16 protein-coding genes and 1 riboswitch are annotated in these 16,820 nt (G+C 48.8%); of the genes, 5 read left to right on the top strand and 11 right to left on the bottom strand.

The window, feature by feature from the left end:
- Positions 1 to 227: 227 nt before the first annotated feature.
- Positions 228 to 1,124 carry a LysR family transcriptional regulator gene (locus ALO_RS06905; protein WP_004094162.1) on the bottom strand — a complete coding sequence of 299 codons (897 nt, stop codon included), beginning with the start codon at positions 1,122 to 1,124 and terminating at the stop codon, positions 228 to 230.
- A gap of 141 nt (positions 1,125 to 1,265) precedes the next feature.
- Between ALO_RS06905 and ALO_RS06910 the strand changes: the two genes are divergently transcribed.
- Both ALO_RS06910 and ALO_RS06915 read left to right on the top strand, forming a co-directional pair.
- Positions 1,266 to 2,474 carry an MFS transporter gene (locus tag ALO_RS06910; protein WP_004094163.1) on the top strand — a complete coding sequence of 403 codons (1,209 nt, stop codon included), beginning with the start codon at positions 1,266 to 1,268 and terminating at the stop codon, positions 2,472 to 2,474.
- A gap of 241 nt (positions 2,475 to 2,715) precedes the next feature.
- Positions 2,716 to 3,459 carry an MBL fold metallo-hydrolase gene (locus ALO_RS06915; RefSeq protein ID WP_004094164.1) on the top strand — a complete coding sequence of 248 codons (744 nt, stop codon included), beginning with the start codon at positions 2,716 to 2,718 and terminating at the stop codon, positions 3,457 to 3,459.
- Positions 3,460 to 3,820: 361 nt separating this feature from the next.
- Here ALO_RS06915 and ALO_RS06920 read toward each other — a convergent pair whose 3' ends face one another.
- From ALO_RS06920 to ALO_RS06930, 3 genes are all read right to left on the bottom strand, one after another.
- Complete coding sequence (locus tag ALO_RS06920; protein WP_004094165.1) at positions 3,821 to 4,351, bottom strand: NUDIX hydrolase; 531 nt, start codon at positions 4,349 to 4,351, stop codon at positions 3,821 to 3,823.
- Between the two features lie 396 nt (positions 4,352 to 4,747).
- Positions 4,748 to 5,713: an omptin family outer membrane protease gene (locus ALO_RS06925; protein WP_169313133.1), complete on the bottom strand. Its 966-nt coding sequence runs from the start codon at positions 5,711 to 5,713 to the stop codon at positions 4,748 to 4,750.
- Between the two features lie 163 nt (positions 5,714 to 5,876).
- The gene (locus ALO_RS06930) at positions 5,877 to 6,158 is read right to left on the bottom strand and encodes a hypothetical protein (RefSeq protein WP_050806984.1); all 282 of its coding nucleotides are present in this window, start codon (positions 6,156 to 6,158) and stop codon (positions 5,877 to 5,879) included.
- 340 nt (positions 6,159 to 6,498) lie between these two features.
- On the opposite strand from ALO_RS06930, the gene ALO_RS06935 reads away from it, so the two are divergent.
- Entirely contained in the window at positions 6,499 to 7,032 is a 534-nt protein-coding gene (locus ALO_RS06935) for a TIGR03546 family protein (protein ID WP_004094174.1), read from the top strand.
- Positions 7,033 to 7,035: 3 nt separating this feature from the next.
- Positions 7,036 to 8,892, top strand: coding sequence for a TIGR03545 family protein (locus ALO_RS06940; RefSeq protein ID WP_004094175.1), 1,857 nt, complete (start codon positions 7,036 to 7,038; stop codon positions 8,890 to 8,892).
- A gap of 42 nt (positions 8,893 to 8,934) precedes the next feature.
- Here ALO_RS06940 and ALO_RS06945 read toward each other — a convergent pair whose 3' ends face one another.
- The 6 genes from ALO_RS06945 to ALO_RS06970 all read right to left on the bottom strand — a co-directional run bounded on the left by ALO_RS06945 (position 8,935) and on the right by ALO_RS06970 (position 14,339).
- Complete coding sequence (locus tag ALO_RS06945) at positions 8,935 to 9,663, bottom strand: FCD domain-containing protein (RefSeq protein WP_004094177.1); 729 nt, start codon at positions 9,661 to 9,663, stop codon at positions 8,935 to 8,937.
- A gap of 156 nt (positions 9,664 to 9,819) precedes the next feature.
- Positions 9,820 to 10,050, bottom strand: a complete 231-nt coding sequence (locus ALO_RS06950; RefSeq protein ID WP_004094181.1) for a hypothetical protein — start codon at positions 10,048 to 10,050, stop codon at positions 9,820 to 9,822.
- 276 nt (positions 10,051 to 10,326) lie between these two features.
- Positions 10,327 to 11,265, bottom strand: a complete 939-nt coding sequence (gene cysK, locus ALO_RS06955; protein WP_004094184.1) for a cysteine synthase A — start codon at positions 11,263 to 11,265, stop codon at positions 10,327 to 10,329.
- A gap of 228 nt (positions 11,266 to 11,493) precedes the next feature.
- Positions 11,494 to 11,853 (bottom strand): YezD family protein, encoded by a 360-nt coding sequence (locus ALO_RS22045; protein WP_004094185.1) that lies wholly within the window; start codon positions 11,851 to 11,853, stop codon positions 11,494 to 11,496.
- Between the two features lie 17 nt (positions 11,854 to 11,870).
- Positions 11,871 to 13,004, bottom strand: a complete 1,134-nt coding sequence (locus tag ALO_RS06965) for a trans-sulfuration enzyme family protein (protein ID WP_004094187.1) — start codon at positions 13,002 to 13,004, stop codon at positions 11,871 to 11,873.
- A gap of 138 nt (positions 13,005 to 13,142) precedes the next feature.
- A riboswitch (SAM riboswitch) is annotated at positions 13,143 to 13,247 on the bottom strand.
- Positions 13,248 to 13,319: 72 nt separating this feature from the next.
- Positions 13,320 to 14,339, bottom strand: coding sequence for a YeiH family protein (locus tag ALO_RS06970; RefSeq protein ID WP_004094190.1), 1,020 nt, complete (start codon positions 14,337 to 14,339; stop codon positions 13,320 to 13,322).
- A 291-nt stretch (positions 14,340 to 14,630) separates the two neighbouring features.
- Here ALO_RS06970 and ALO_RS06975 point away from each other — a divergent pair, with 291 nt between their 5' ends.
- Positions 14,631 to 15,002, top strand: a complete 372-nt coding sequence (locus tag ALO_RS06975) for a NifB/NifX family molybdenum-iron cluster-binding protein (protein ID WP_004094191.1) — start codon at positions 14,631 to 14,633, stop codon at positions 15,000 to 15,002.
- An 85-nt stretch (positions 15,003 to 15,087) separates the two neighbouring features.
- On the opposite strand, the gene ALO_RS06980 is transcribed toward ALO_RS06975, so the two are convergent.
- On the bottom strand, positions 15,088 to 16,785 hold the full coding sequence (locus tag ALO_RS06980; RefSeq protein WP_072031816.1) for an FAD-dependent oxidoreductase: 1,698 nt from the start codon (positions 16,783 to 16,785) through the stop codon (positions 15,088 to 15,090).
- Between the last annotated feature and the right edge of the window lie 35 nt (positions 16,786 to 16,820).

Here is a 16,820-nt window from a genome sequence, read left to right on the forward strand (position 1 = left end):
TCCTTATCTTTGCTTTTGTCTTTGTCGTCTGTGAAGGTTTGCTTTCTTCGGAATCATCGCTAAATTTGCGTCATAACCGAGTTTTGTAACAGCCTTTATTTCAGCAGTTTAGCAGGCATAGATTGTAAAAATGCAGTAATATCTCCTTTACTTTCTGTGCAGCGGTTGCAAGGCAAATAATGCTGATTCTGTTTATATTCCCCTTGCCATGTTCGACTGCTTCGCCGCTAAGCCATTATTGACCCATGCGCAAACAAATGAGTCATATACTGATTCAAAATATCGAGACTCTTTTTTACAGAAGGCTTGCTGTGCTTGTGAGTGATTTTATAACATATTCTCTCTGGCGGTGGGTCCAGCAGTCGTTGGATAACGATCTGTCCCGACTGGACGAAAGTGTCAGCTACCGATTTAGGTACAACAGACCATTGCCTGGGGTCTCGCATAAGCGAAACAATTAGCCCGGAAACATCGACCGAAACGGACGCTGAGCGAAGAGGATCCCACCAGCGGTCATGCCACACTTGAAAGGCCGGCCCCCAATTCCAATATATTTCATATTCTGAGCTCAACACAGTCGGATGTATTGGCTGCAACTCGCCGCTTCCGGGCGTCGCCGGCCTGATCAATACGGCCTCATCGACAAAGAACGGTTCCACTTCAATGTTGGGCACCGTTCTTTCCATTTTTACGAAAGCTACGTCTATTTCCCGGCGTTCCAATGTATCCCATAGTTCCCCGGAATGTTGCGTGCGGAATTGGAGGCGTATTCTCGGACTATGTTGGGTTAAAGATCGATAAAGAGGCGGAAGAACATATGTATTAAGGCTGTTTGATCCGCCGATGGAAAGGGTTAACTGGGGACCGCTTGCCTGCAGTTTCTCCGTATCCCGTTTTAACGCCTGCCATCGCTCGGCAATAGCAATGAAGTTCTCGCCAAAAGGAGATAAGGCAATCTTTTGTCTGCCCTTTCCTCGCTCAACAAGGATGGCCCCCATTTCCTGCTCCAGGGTTTTCAGCCGATAACTGACGGTAGCTTGGGTCAAACTTAGCACTTCAGCCGCTTTTTTTAAGCTCTGGGTCTGCACAATAGCCAGAAATGCTTCAATTCCTGCAGCATACATGAATGGGCCTCCTCAAATCTTAAATATAGAAATATTTAAGATATTTTACAAAATACATTTGATTTACAAGCAATATTTCTTTATTTAAAATTAACATGAAATTAACAAACGTGCAACTATGCATATAGAGGAGGAAATATCTTGGCTAACCAGGCGGATGCAAATAAAAAATCCGTTATTGTCATTTCTTTACTTACAGCGGCATGCCTGCTCGGCGACTCCATGTTATACGTCGTTTTGCCGATACACTGGCAGGACGTAGGGCTGGCTTCCTTATGGGAAGTAGGTATTCTGTTATCAGTCAACCGCATTGTACGACTGCCTTTAAATCCTCTGGTCAGTTGGCTCTATGGCAGGATAAGCAGCCGGAGCGGCCTTACTTTCGCGGCAATACTGGCTGTTTGCACAACCTTTTCCTATGCGTTTGTACAAGGGTTCGTACTTTGGCTGATTTTGCGGTGTATATGGGGACTCGCCTGGACTTTTTTACGCTTAGGCGCTTATTTTACCATCCTTGAAGTAACTGGCGAAAATAATCGAGGCCATTACATGGGTATGTATAACGGCCTCTATCGTTTAGGGAGCCTGGTAGGTATGCTGACAGGAGGCTTTCTCGCTGACCGCTATGGTGTTGGCGTTACAGCCATATTGTTCGGATTTATGACCTTTTTGGCAATTCCCTTCACCTTTCAGTTGTTTGCCTGTCCAAGCGGCCATGCGCCGGACACAAACAAGTCCCTGGATGTATCAGCCCTCATCAACGCAAATGTGCTTTGGACTCTGCTGACTGGGCTGTTTATCGCCATGGTCTATCAAGGAACATTTACGGCGACGCTGAGCTATTTGATCCAGGTTCATAACTCTTCCCCCATCTTGCTCTTCGGCACCACGATCGGCGCTGCATCTCTGGCCGGTACTCTGCAAGCTTTGCGTTGGGGGTGGGAACCTTGGCTGGCCCCATTGTCCGGTAAACTATCCGACGGCAAATACAGTCGCAACACCATATTAACTGCAACCCTTATCCTCGCTGCCGTATCATTCTCCCTGCTCCCTTTGCCATTGCCCTTAGAATGGTGGCTGCTGCTTATTCTTATTATTCTCCTGACGGCAACGGTTCTCACAACGATTATCGACGCTATTGCCTGTGATGTCGCCTTTTGTTCTCCTCCCAAAACTTTTATGTCGGCGTATTCCTTCGCCATTGATATTGGCGCCGCCTTGGGACCGTTGGCCGGATATACGCTCAATGATCTATCCGGCCCCTATGCTGTTTATTGGGCAATCGCCGGCGGTCTGTCCATATTTGCAGTAAGGTGGCTGATCTGGCCAATCAGCATTTACAAGAAATAAGTCCAACATGTTAAGACATTTTTTCTTTTCTTGTTGTTGCAATACATACGTCTATAATCGCTTGGCAATAACAATGATACCTCATAGAAATTATTAGTATTGTTATGGCACACTATCCTTGCTATCATTTCAATATAAGCCAGTCTTACAATTGTAATTCCGAAAAAGAAGCAATGCCCGTAAGAAAGGAGAAGAAAGATGGATCGCGCAGAACTGTACCCTATGCAAAGGAGCAAAAAGCATGAATGATAAAGTAATCATTCAGTTTCTAGGTTCGGGAGATGCTTTTGGCAGCGGTGGAAGGCTGCAAACCTGCATCCTGATTTCAGGCCAAACCCAGTTTTTGATCGATTGTGGTGCATCTTCAATGATCTCGATAAATCAATACAAAGTCGACCCGAATAGTATCTCTACTATTTTTCTTTCCCACCTGCACGGCGATCACGCCGGCGGCATTCCGTTCTTTGTCCTGGATGCGCAACTAAACCGCAAACGGACACAGCCTCTCACAATCGCAGGACCGCCAGGAACGTCCGACTGGTATCCCCGAATCATGGAAGCCTCGTTCCCCGGCTCGTCCATCGTAGAGAGGAAGTTTCCAGTAACGATCAAGGAACTTGAGCCGGGCAAGGCGGATACCGTCAATGGGATCAGTGTCACGCCTTTCCCCGTATCGCACGGGGCGACGTTGACCTCGCTTGCACTGAGAATAGGTTTTCAGGGAAAATTGATTACCTATTCCGGGGATACGGAGTGGACAGATTCATTGTTTGCTGCGGCTCATGAGGCTGCTCTCTTTATCGCGGAAGCCTATTTCTTCGAGAAAAAAGTAAGAAATCACATGGACTACATGACGCTCAAAGAGCACTGGCACGAATTGAATGCACAGAGAATCATCTTTACTCACATGAACAACGACATGCTGGACAAGCTCCGCGGCGTCGATATCGAAACAGCCAGTGACGGAAAAATAGTAGAAATCTGATCTTGAAACAAGTCCATGACTATTGCATTACCGAAAAAGAACCTGTAGCAATTGCAGGCGCCACAGTGCAGGTGGAATCCTCCTCTACTGCCGGTACTTGCATGTTGGTCACTTTTTCTGTCCACGGATTTAAATAGATTCTCTCGAAAAAGTAAGTTTACCGCTTCATATCATACTAAATGTCTACTGCAAAATAATGCAGTAGACATTTGGCCTATCTGGCGTATGCGGATTAAGTAAAAAATTAAACTGTGTCAACCTTGGGGAACCACCTAGTACAAGGTCGCATGATAGGTGGTGTGAGAGAAGGGGGGTTTGTCACTCCTACTACTCAATCAACGGAACAAGAAATCGTATGTTCCTATTTACCGGCGACGGAGAATTCCCCTATTTTGCGCCCTTTTGCCAGCATGTCAATCACTGTGGCATCGGTGGGAAAAGCCAGGGGCGGAATAGCGTCGAGAGAAAAAAATGCCGCTTGGTCCAGATCATCCCCGGCGGTAAGACTGCCGCCCGTTTGAGTGACGATAAACCAAATTCCGACTGTGTGGCAGGCGGGATTATGGAAGTTGGATAGCACAGCGAACACATTTTGCGGTTCAATGCGCAAGCCTGTTTCTTCCCCGAACTCGCGTTTCAGAGCTTCCCGCACTTCTTCCTCATATTCCACGTAGCCGCAGGGTATGCACCAAAGGCCGGGATAAGTCGATGACTGTGACCGTCGCCCAAGCAATATCCGGTCTTCCTGGATTAAAATACCGGCTACTCCGACAATCGGGTTCTCATACATGATAAAATGACAACTTTCGCAGGTTAGTCTCTCCCGCTGATCGTAGGGCAAACAGGAAAGCTTCCCGCCGCACTTTGGGCAAAAATAAAACCGTTGTTGCATAATATCTCCTTTTTCATTCATCATATTACTTTATGGCAAAAGAACCAATCAGAGCGTCCCTTCGCTTCTACTCAAAGAAATTATGACCTTACATACGGCGGAACTAATGTTTATTGGAGCGGGAATAGAAGGTGACTTAGGCGAAACCGTTAGAAAATACATGACTCTGACCGACGCTGATGTATTTACCGAGTTTCAAATTGGTACAAACATAAGTTATCTGAAAATCTAGCGGCAAACCCCGCTTATAAATCCTATAGCGAAGATGGTTAGATCTATAGGGCTTCCAGGGCGAATTGAATTTCAAATTGTGCGCTTAAGCACCCCACCTGACAAATCGACCAGTGGGGTATTTTCTTTTGTTTCATAGTGCTCCTTTCTCAAATCCCATATCCGTTAAAACTTGTGGTTAAAACTCAGCAGCCACCCCTCGGACTTACTCTTCTCTTCCCAGTTTTGATAGTAGACATCGTCGTCAGCCACCTGATAGCCACCTTTCTTGTGGCGAAGCTCGGCATACCGATAGCCTACACTAACATCCGCATCGGAGTTAAATTGATAGGTAAGGCCCACTGCCGCATCATAGCCTTCGGATTTGCCTCCTTCCAATCTGAAGTTCATAGGTCTTAAATTCCAGCATCCCTCATTGTCGTTCTGCAAAGATGGCGCATAACTGATTTTAGCGGTTGCCGAAAGCTTTTGCCCCAGTTGTCTGGTCTCCTTGATGCCAAGATGCAGCCCCGAGTATGTAGTATCCCAAGTAGAATTCAATTCGGTCAGTTTTGTCCCGGGAGCCGGCGTCGGCATTGTCACGCCATTACCGATGACCTGCACACCGTTAGTCATCCGAAAAGAATTCTTCTGATACTGATATCCGGCAAACAATTGGGTTTTGTTTTTCTCAGTTTTTTCCATAGTGAGATAGTAATCCACCGTAAAGAATTGAGATTTGCTGCGAGTGTCAAACTGGCTTAAGGAAAACTTCCGTCCGTCATAATCAGGATCATAATTATCAGGATCCGTCTCGGGAACATCAGGCATCCAATCGCTATCATATCCAGTCCCTGTTTTCGCCCCTTTTCTGCCATAGGAAATCCCGATTTCCTCAGTTTCACTCAGATTTATTTTCGCGTCCAGCACCATAAAAACGCCGTCCATGGGAAATTCCAACCGGGATATGTGCTGGTCGGAATACGGATAAGGATAATATGTGGTCCATACATTGCTGCCGGTCGTTACCCAAGTGCTAAGGCTGATTTGAACGTCATTTTGCGCCGCATCCTCGTTACTATTGGCGGCATACACCGCCGGTGGCGCCGCTAATATTATCAACATACTCGTTATGGCTACGATTCGTTTCACACTAAAAATCCTTTCTGCGTTAATTTTTCTCATTTACCAAGTATATCCTCTATTCTATAAAGTCACAAGATATAAACCCCTGCGCTTCTGGACGACAGGATATTAGCCCGAAAAAATTAAGGTTTCGCCACTTACTTGCAGCGAAACCAAATTCTCCAAAGAACTACTCATTCGCCGGCGCTTCACAGAGCAATCCGTCCCGGAGCAGTGCTTGATTGCATTCCCAGGACTCTACAATAGCTAATGCTGTCCTGTAATCAAAGCCTAAACCCATCAAATAAGCGATCAAGGCTGTTTCAGTGATGGTATGGGTGGGATTAGTCAGGGACAATTCCCCGACACCATACTGAACAATCGGGCTGATTTGCGTTAGTAAATAATATGGAGTCAAAAATTGCATAGGCTGAACGGCTGCTGTAGCCGGAGCAACCGGTATGACTGGCACGGGAGTTCTTCTTCTCCCAAAGAAGCAGCGGGACATCGCAGCACCCCTTTCATCTTATGTTAATATATTTTACGTAATGGATTTACATATTGTGCAGTTTTTCTTCTTTGACGTAGAGAATTTTATGATCCAAACATCTGCGGCATGAAAGACGCCGGTCTGATCATCAGCGTCAAATGAAAATTGAAAACCATAATAAAAGAGATAATTTTCCGGCAGAGGGCTATCTCTTTTATTGCTCCCAGGGATCGAAGTCCGGCAGGAAAGATATATTTGGCATTGAATACTATTACCATCCCAATTACGACATTTTATTACATATTAAGGGAGGTGTGCTACTTTGGTCTGGCTTGCTGATTTAATTTTCCGTACCTTCAAGATTTTACACTCCGGCAATGAGCCAAAACATATGGCAGGTGGGTTTGCCTTAGGTTCGATCATCGGCCTTACGCCCGCGCTTTCGCTGCAAACTCTCCTGGTATATTGCCTGATTTTGCTGGTCAACGTAAATATCGGCGCCGCTTTCTTCAGTATCTTTGTTTTTAGCTGCTTTGCTTATTTACTGGACCCGCTGTTTCATGCCATAGGCTATTTCCTGTTGGTCAAAGTCGAATTTTTAACACCCGTCTGGACCTATCTCTATAATATCCCCATCGCTCCTCTGACCCGGTTCTACAACACCGTGGTACTAGGCAGCCTGGTTGTGTCCTTGGTTCTCTTCTGCCCGGTTTACCTGGTCTTTACCAAATTTGTCGTCTATTATCAGAAACATTGGGCCCAAAGGGTGGAAAAACTGAAAATCGTGCAATGGGTCCGCGCCAATACTCTATTTCAATGGTATGAAAAAGTCACATTTAAATCGATGGGAGAATAGGCCATGCGCTGGAAAGCACTTTATATCATCCTGGCCCTGACAGCGCTGTTCGGAGTCCTGGGATTTTTCTTTTTGGACTCAGCTCTGGGCTGGACGCTGGAACGTTCGATTGAAGCAGTCACCGGTGTTGATGCGGAGGTGAACGGATTTCGCATCCTTTGGAGCCAAACAGCCGTTGAAATTGACAAAGTAGCTGTCACCAATCCTTCCAACACCTGGAGGAATTTACTGGAGGCCAAAAACCTGCGGGCCCAAATCGCCCTGGAACCCTTATTTTCAGGCAAAACCGTCATTGAAGAAATCAATATTGACGACTTGATTTTAAACACGCCTCGCTCATCCGACGGCAAACTGGAACAAGCCCTTCTGCCCGGCCCTTTCGGTCAGGCTCAGTCTGAGCTTCATGAAGGCATCGCCGCCATTCCGATGCTGGACCCCGGCCAAATGGCCGGTCAAGTTGACGTAGATCAACTGGTTGCCAGCCATAAGTTTGAAACCGATACGGCAGCGGCGGCAACAGGAAAACAGATTGAGGCCTCAAAAGAAAAATGGCAGCAAAACCTGACGGCTCTGGAACAAACAAAAAAACAGATTCAGGAAATGGAGAGCAAACTCAGGAATTTCAAGCTGGATACCTCCGATCCTCTGGTCCTCAAACAGCAGCTGGATGAGCTAAAAGCCATGCAGGAAACTGGCAAGGCTGCCGTCAGGCAGATTTCCGCCACCCGCAACGAACTCAAACAGGATTTTAGTTCACTTACAACCAATATTAAAGATCTGCGGCAAACAGCAGACAAGGATTATCATGCTCTGCTAAAAATGGCCAAGCTGCCTGACGCTTCGGCCTTTAATATCAGCGAGGCTTTGTTCGGCGACTTTTTGTTGAACCAAACAACCCTTTTTGTCGGTTTGGCGGACCAAATTCAGACCTCGATACCGGTGGAACTGAACAGCCCGGAAAAAGAAGAGCATGTTCGGGGAGGTCAGGATATCATCTTTCCCGGTCGCCAAACCTATCCCCAGCTTTTAATTAAGCATATCGGCATTTCCACCCAGGGAGTTGCCGGTGAAACCGACGGATATTATGCCAAAGGCGCCTTAGACGGTTTCACCACGGAACCGGCTGTATATGGCAAACCGATGAACGTTTCTCTCCAGGGGCAATCCCCGGATAAGGCTAGACTGGACCTGCATGGCATCATCAATCATACCGGTCCGGATTACCATGACCAGATCCAGGTCCAAATCTATAATTTCTCACTGCCAGGTCTCAAACTGCCGGATAGTCCTTATCTGCCCCAAGCGCTGACTGCCGGCAGCGGCAACGTGACCACCGACATCAGTCTGCGACCGGACGTCTTTGCTCTGACTATGACGTTCACCGGGAGCAATATTACCGGCAGTTATGCCGCGGATGAACCGGTCTCTGCCCATTCCAAGGATGAAATTGCCAAGCTGATCCGTCAGGAACTGGGTAAGCTGGACCAACTGTATATTAAATATCAGTTGGAGAAAATCGGCCAGAATATAAAAATGAAAGTTTCCTCCAACTTAGACGACATCATCGCCGGCCGATTCAAGGCAATCGTGGGAGAAACAGTGAACAAATACACCGACCAGATTCGCTCCCGGGTGGATGCCAGGCTGGAGAAACAGCAACAGGAACTGGAAGGCAAACGGCAACAATATGAACAGCAGTTAAACGGCAAAGTCAATGAGACGCAAGCTTTGGCTGACAAATATCAGCAGGAGGCTAATGCCAAGAAAAAACAACTGGAAGACAAAATTAACGCTAAAGCGGAAGCTAAGAAAGACCAATTGGAAGACAAACTGAAAGATAAGCTGAAAAAGCTGTTTTAATGCATAATAAAGCGACCCTTCCCAACCGGAGGGGTCGCTTTATTATGCATGGCTTGACTGTTCCCAATACTTCTCCACATCGTCAATCAGCTTGTCAATGTGCTCGGTCATAGCCTGTCGGGCTGTCACCGGGCTGCTGCCGGCAATGCCCTGATATATCTTGCGGTGATCAATATAAGCCGCACTGTTCACCTGCCTGCGAATATGTTCCAGAACGGGAGACAGCTGATCGTCCTGCCGGATCAAGGCCACAGCAGCCATCAAAATCCGGTTCCGCGCCATTTGAGCAATGAGGGCGTGAAAGTCCACATCCAGCTGAGCGGCTGCGCCGCCGGCAGCTATGATTTGGCGCTGCTCTTCCATGATGCTGTCCAATTTCTCCACCTCAGCTGCAGTCGCATTGACGGCGGCCAGGGCTGCCAGTTCGCTTTCAATGGCCCGACGGGCCACCAGCACTTCCAAAAGCTGCTCTTTGGTATGCCCCTGCAAAGCGGCGGCAAATTCCACACCCCATTGCATGCCCCGTTGTTTACTGGCCAGATGCGCTAAGCGTTCCACACCGGCAGCAGAAAGCGTCCGCCCCTGAAAACCGGTTTTAGCGGTATAGCGGGCCCGGTCCAGGTCCCGCAGCAGCCGCCCCACCGTGGCTTCACTGATCGAATGACCCTGTTCCTGCAGCTGAACGCAGATTGCGCCGCAGCCAATCGCCTGGCACGCTTCCCGGATAATGACCAGCATATCATATTCCAACTTTTCCTTATCACTTAGCACTGCTATCCCGCTCCATACCTTAGTCTCCGGTCAGCCGGCCGGTCATTCTGTCCTTATATATTTCATCGCCGGCCAGCATCACTCCTTCTGCCGCCACTGTGAAAAGCTAAATATGGAAATTTATACGCCCGGTCCAGCTGCCGCCGTATAATGGCGTCATCCCCTTTGGCCCAGCAACCATGGTTCTTTTTCATCGAACCGGTACACATACGCCCGGCCCCGGACCCGGGCACCCGTTCCCTGGAATTCAATAAAAACAATATCGACATCTCTGAAACCCCAATTTTTCAAGAGACGCAGCATTAGCTCCCGCCCTTCCGCTTCACCGGAGCAGACGAAAAATGTTTCTACATCCAGCGCGTCCATCACTTGCTCCAACGGCTCCATATTCACACTATCCCTCCCTCTGTCTCCCAAGAAATCCAACGGAATCTCTGTAAATATTCTGCACAATTTAGCGGCAAACATGCCGCAGTCGAGTCGTTCACAACCTCTGATGGACAAGAAAAAAATCTGCCTTGCAAAACTTTTTTTCTGTCGGGACAAGAAAAAAATCTGCTTTGCTGAACTTTTTTCTGTCGGGACAAGAAAAAAGCAGTAAGACCTCCGCCAGAGATCTTACTGTCTGAAAAAATCTGTATAATAAGCTATTGGGAGACCGGTTTAAGACGGCTGTTCAAACAAGGTCGTAGACAGGTACCGTTCACCGGTATCCGGCAGGAGCGCTACAATGGTCTTGCCTTTATTCTCCGGCCGTTTGGCCAGCTGAGTGGCGGCAAAAGCGGCGGCGCCGCTGGAGATTCCAACTAGCAGACCTTCGGTTTTCGCCAGTTCACGGACTGTGACAAAAGCATCTTCATTCTTGACTTGGAAGATTTCATCAATAATCTTGGTATTCAGCACATCTGGCACAAAGCCTGCCCCAATCCCTTGGATTTTATGAGGACCGGGATTGCCGCCGGACAGAACCGGTGAATCAGCTGGTTCTACGGCAATGAGCTTAAAGCCGGGTTTTCTGGCTTTAAGCACTTCGCCCACCCCGGTAATCGTGCCGCCGGTGCCAACCCCGCCTACGAAGAAATCCACCTGCCCATCAGTATCGCGCCAGACTTCTTCCGCCGTTGTTTCCCGGTGAATACTCGGGTTGGCAGGATTTTTAAACTGCTGAGGGATAAAGGAGTCCGGCGTCGCGGCTGCCAGTTCCTCCGCTTTGCGGATAGCGCCTTTCATGCCTTCTGCTCCCGGCGTCAGTACCAGTTCCGCTCCCAGAGCTTTTAGGAGATTGCGCCGCTCCACGCTCATGGTTTCGGGCATGGTCAAAATGAGACGGTATCCTTTGGCCGCCGCTACAAAGGCCAGAGCAATACCGGTATTGCCGCTGGTAGGCTCAATGATTACACTTTTCGGGTTGATCAGGCCTTTCTTTTCGGCGTCGGCAATCATAGCATAACCAATACGATCCTTGACGCTGCCCAGGGGATTAAAGTACTCCAGCTTGACGAGCAGCTTGGCGCCAAGTCCCTGGGAACGGTTGTAATTTGCCACTTCCAGCAAGGGTGTGTTGCCGATTAATTCGGTTAAATTTTTTGCTACTTTACTCATAGGTAGTGCCTCCTCATCTATTTTTCCATATAGTATGGCCATGAAATTAGGATTTCGGTCATTTTTTTGCGGCTGACCCGCCCGCCGGCAGCAGTCTGAAAAATAAAAAGCTAAGAAAATATCCGAACGGACATTTACTTAGCCTTCAGTATCTCTGATCAGCTGCCGTGATTTATTTCTTTAAGATTAGCACAAGATAAGCTTCATGTCAAGATGACAAACGAATTCTTATATTCCTTCGCCATATATCCCTTCTAAGTTCGGAAAGCGCTGTTTCTCGGTGCGTTCCACCTGCACGATGCGGCCGTCTTTAATGACAAGGACTACCTGGCCGAATTTCATCCCCTTCAGGGCGGCGGCGACTTGCCCGCTAAGACTAACCTTAGCCTCACTGTGTTTTGGCGATCCTTTGTCCGGTTTTTCCGGGGCGGCGGTGAAGCGCACTTTTTGGATCACATCCATTTGGATCAAACGCCCATCCTGCACAATCAGAGTGATAGAACCATGCTCAATTTTCCTGATACTATCTTCAATTTGAGCCAAAACAGCCCGCTCCAGAGAATTCACCGTAAGATCTTTTGGCAGCATCAAAATTCCTCCATCTTTCATTGTAGGGCCTGTTCCAGGTCGGCGATAATATCCCAGGCATCTTCGATGCCTACTGACAGACGCAGAAGCCGGTCAGAGATGCCCAATCTTTCTCTCACATCAGGCGGCACATCGGCATGAGTCTGAACTGCCGGGAAAGTAATCAGGCTTTCCACACCGCCCAGACTTTCGGCAAATTGAATCATCTTTACCTTCTTTAAAACCTGGGGCACCAGCTTCGGATCGTCTACCGCAAAGGACAGCATACCGCCGGAACCTGTGGCCTGGCTGTCGTGGACGCTTTTGCCGGGATGGCCGACAAGGCCAGGGAAATAGACGGTCTTTACATGAGGGTGTTTTTCCAGCCACTGAGCAACCGTCAGGGCGTTCTGGTTGTGTTTCTCCATGCGTAGGGCCAGGGTCTTCATTCCCCGGATTAAAAGCCAGCTGTCAAAGGGCCCCAGCACATTGCCGGTAGAATTTTGCACAAATTTCACCTTCTCGGCCAGTGTGGAATCTTTAGCCACAACCAGGCCGCACAGCACATCATTGTGGCCGGACAAGTATTTAGTGCCGCTGTGAACCACCAGATCCGCTCCCAACTCCAGGGGGCGCTGAAAATAAGGCGTCAGAAAGGTGTTATCGACTACCGTATGCAGACCGTGGGCAGCCGCAATCTTGACGATAGCCCGGATATCCACAATTTTCATCAGAGGATTGGTAGGAGTTTCTACGATAATTGCTTTAGTATTAGGTTTAATGGCGGCAGTTATTTCTTCCGGACGGCTGCCGTCCACGAAGGTGGTAGTCAGGCCAAACGGCTGAAAATTCTTTTCCAGGACCCGATAGGTGCCGCCATAACAGTCCTCGACTACCACCAGATGATCCCCGGCCCGATACAGCATCAAGATCGCTGTAACCGCAGCCATGCCTGAAGCAAAGGCATAACCGCCGCTGCCACCTTCCAGAGCGGCAATGGCCTGTTCCAGAACCTGCCGGGTGGGATTGTGGGTCCGGGAATAGTCAAAACCGGTACTTTGCCCCAGCGCCGGATGACGGAATGTGGCCGTCTGATAAATCGGCGTGCTGATAGCGCCGGTCCGGGCGTCAGTATTCACGCCCACTTGCACAACTTTGGAACTGATTTTCATAAATAAAGGCCTCCTTCTTTCCTCTTCCAGAGCTGAGGCGATGCCGGGAGACAAGAAAAAAATCTGTTCCGCAGAGTTTTTTTCTGTCGCAATAAAAAAAACTCCTTTCAAGGAAAGGAGTTTACATGCAACGCTTTCCTCTCATCTGCCAGGAATTTCTTCCTGCTGGAATTAGCACCTCCGCAGTTTCCTGCCGGTTGCCGGGCGTCATCGGGCCAGTCCCTCGACCACTCTGGATAAGAGTTGATATTGAATTGGTTGATAATGATCATAGCATGAGTCTATAGCAATGTCAAGAATAGCTTTTCATCCTAATCAGATTTCAAATAGGATAGACTCCAGTCCCAGAGCCGTCACGGCCAGCACCACCCAGCAAATCAAGCCCAACAGCAGAGATTTTCCGCCACTTTTCAATAGTTTGACCAGGTTGGTATTCAGTCCGATAGCCGCCATGGCCATGATAATGACGAATTTGCCCGTTTGACCCATCAGACTGTTTATATCCCAGGGAATGGCGAAAAAGGTGTTAATAACCGATGCGCCCAGAAACCCGAGGATAAACCAGGGAAAAATGGCAGCAATCCGGCAGCCGCCGTTATTTTTCCCGGCCGGTTCATAGCCGGCTGAACTGCGGGAAGTATACAAGGCCAGAACCAGAGTAATAGGCACAATCATCAGACTCCTGGTGAGTTTCACAATCACTGCCAAGTCGCCGGCCTGATTGCTGTAGGAATAGCCGGCAGCAACCACAGATGATGTGTCATTAACAGCAGTGCCTGTCCAAAGGCCGAAGGCCTGGTCGCTCATGCCGAGAGCATGCCCCATCAGGGGAAATGCAAAGGCTGCGATCACGTTGAACAAGAAAATAGTAGAAATGGCATGAGCTACTTCTTCATCTGTGGACCGTATGACCGGCGCGGTGGCCGCTATGGCCGAACCGCCGCAGATGGCGGTACCGACACCGATCAAGGTCCGAGTATTGCTGTCAATGTTCAACAGCCGTCCGGCAATATAGGCCGTAACGAAAACGGCTGTCAGGGTAAAGATCATCAACGCCAGCGTCTGACTGCCAACGGCTAAAACGTTAAACAAGTTCATTTCAAAACCTAGCAGGATGATGGCATATTGCAGCAGTTGTTTTGAGGTGTACTTTACTCCCGCTTCAAAGCGGGCGGGCCGTTGCCAGGATGCCAAAATCATGCCGAATAAAATGCCTAATACCGGGCCGCCAATAATGGGGAGCATTTTACCAATCAGCCAAGCGGGAATAGCAATGAATGCCACCAACAGGACACCTGGTGACTTGCTGCGAATGGATTCCAAATTCAATTTCATGTGCCTCCTCATCTTTATCCACTGAAATTTTCTGTATAGTGTGGCTGCGATCAATCCCTATAGAGTGAATATCTCTATTATAAATGCTCAAAACGTATCAAACAACTCCTGACTCGCCTTGTACTAATCTCCCTTCAATGAAAACCGGTATTTTCCCGTAATGATAGTTAAGTTATTGACATTCCTCCATAAATATTATATATTAATTATGAAATATGGTTCATAATTTGAAGATGAATTTTTTAGCCCACTCATGAAATATATTTCAAAAAGCAGAAAGGTGTGATTTACATGAAAATTGCCATTCCTGTAGCCGAGGGAAAACTGAGTGAGCATTTTGGGCATTGTGTAACATTCGCTGTTGTCACTGTGGATAACGGCAAGATTTCGAAACAAGAAATCCTAACCCCGCCGCCTCATGCTCCCGGTGTCATTCCCAACTGGATAGCTGATCTGGACTGCACCGACGTTTTAGCCGGCGGCATGGGAGAAGGGGCCCGGAGTATGTTGCGGCAACACGGCGTTACAGTCATTTGCGGCGCCCCGCAAGAGACGCCGGAAACTCTGGTAGATCTTTACTTACGCGGCAAGCTTGTAGATGCCGGCAATGGCTGCGGCCATTCTCATCATCATGGCGACAGTCACGGCTGCGGTACGCACTGAGGATTCGCCGCGGCGGAACTCAACAAAAGAAAAGCAAGGCGCATCAAACATCTGTCTGATGCGCCTTAAACATTCTATATTCCAATTATTTGCCTTTTTCACAAGGAAACGGCCAGGCCAGAATACCGCCTTCCATAACCTTGACATCTTTAAAGCCTGCCCCTTCTAAAATCCCTTCCGCTTCATAACCCCGCAGACTGATCTTGCAGAAAGCAATAATTTCATCCTCTTTGTTTAGTTCCTCCAGGTGGCTGCGCAGTTCCCCCAAAGGTATATATTTGACGTTAGGGCAGTCAGCCAGACAGATTTGCTTGCATTCCTCCGGCGTGCGCACGTCGAGAAAGATCGTCTTATCCGGACTGTTTTGCATTTTTTTCTTAGCTGTCAGGGAGGAAATGCCTTTTAGTTTGCCAGCCACTTTATTCATTACCGCATTGGCTGCCACCGCCACATTGTCAATGGGCGAACTATAGGGCGGAGCATAGGACAGATCAATATCAAACAAATCGTGAACGGTTCCGCCTAACGTCAGTACCGCTGCCGCCACATCCACCCGCTTGGCAATTTCCCCTTCTCCTACAGCCTGTAAGCCAAGGACTTTACCGGTTTTAGTCTCAACAATCAGTTTGACGGTAATCAATTTGGCGCCGGGCATATAGTGGGGCTTATCATGACCGGCAACCATGGCGGTCACATATTCATATCCCAGTTCTTTGGCTTCCCGTTCGCTGAGTCCGGTCTTGCCCACCGTCAGATCATGAATTTGGGCGACTACCGTATTGAGCACTCCTTTGAATTTCATATGGGAACCGCAGAGATTTTCGCCAATGACCCGGCCGTGTTTATTCGCGGTGGACCCCATCGGCGCGAACACCTTTTTCCCGGAAATGATGTTGACATTTTCGACACAGTCGCCGCCGGCGTAAATATCCGGGTCGCTGGTGCGCATTTCTTCATCTACGGCAATCGCTCCGGTGATGCCGATGGTCAGACCGGCCGCTTTGGCCAGCTCTGTGTTAGGCCGCGCTCCCACGGCCATTATCACCAAATCAGCGGGAATGCTGCGCTGATCCGTCTCCACGGCAGTGACCCCGGTCTCGCCGCTAAATCCCTGAACTCTTTCCCCGGTCAACAGCGTGATGCCCGTTTCCGCCGCATACTTGGCGACGATCCCCGCTATTTCGGGATCCAAGAAGGCCGGGAAAACCTGCTCCTTCATTTCCACTACCGTTACCGGTAGTTCCCATAAGGTTAATGCCTCGGCCATTTCCATGCCGATCAGGCCGGCGCCGATGATGACGGCATTGGCAAACCGTCCCCTCTCCAGTCCCTGACGGATGGCTTTTGCATCGTTGGGATGCCATAACGTATAGATATTCTCCAGTTCGATTCCCGGCAAAGCCGGTTTAACAGGGGAAGCGCCTGTGGCGATAACCAGTTTATCATAAGGCAGGATTTCCGTTTCGCCGCTGGTCAGAGTTTTCACGGTTACGGTTTTAGCTCGCCGGTCAATGGCAACAGCTTCGGTTTGAGTCCGCACCGTAATATCCTTCACATTTTTGAAGTAGTCTGCATTGCGCATATTGCCCGCCGGCGTCTTCATCAGGGCTCCAATATCCGGTACATCGCCTCCTACATAATAAGGCATGCCACAGGCGCCGAAAGAGACGATCTCGCCTCTTTCCAATACGGTAATGCTTGCCTGAGGGTCACACCGCCGCGCCTTGGCGGCGGATTTCAAACCGGCTGCCACGCCGCCGATTACCAGAATTTTTTGCATCATGGTCCCTCCCGTCAACCTTCTTTTATCCCCCCTCC

Origin of the sequence: Acetonema longum DSM 6540 (assembly GCF_000219125.1) — a bacterium.
In the GTDB taxonomy this organism is placed as follows: Bacteria; Bacillota; Negativicutes; order Sporomusales; family Acetonemataceae; genus Acetonema; species Acetonema longum.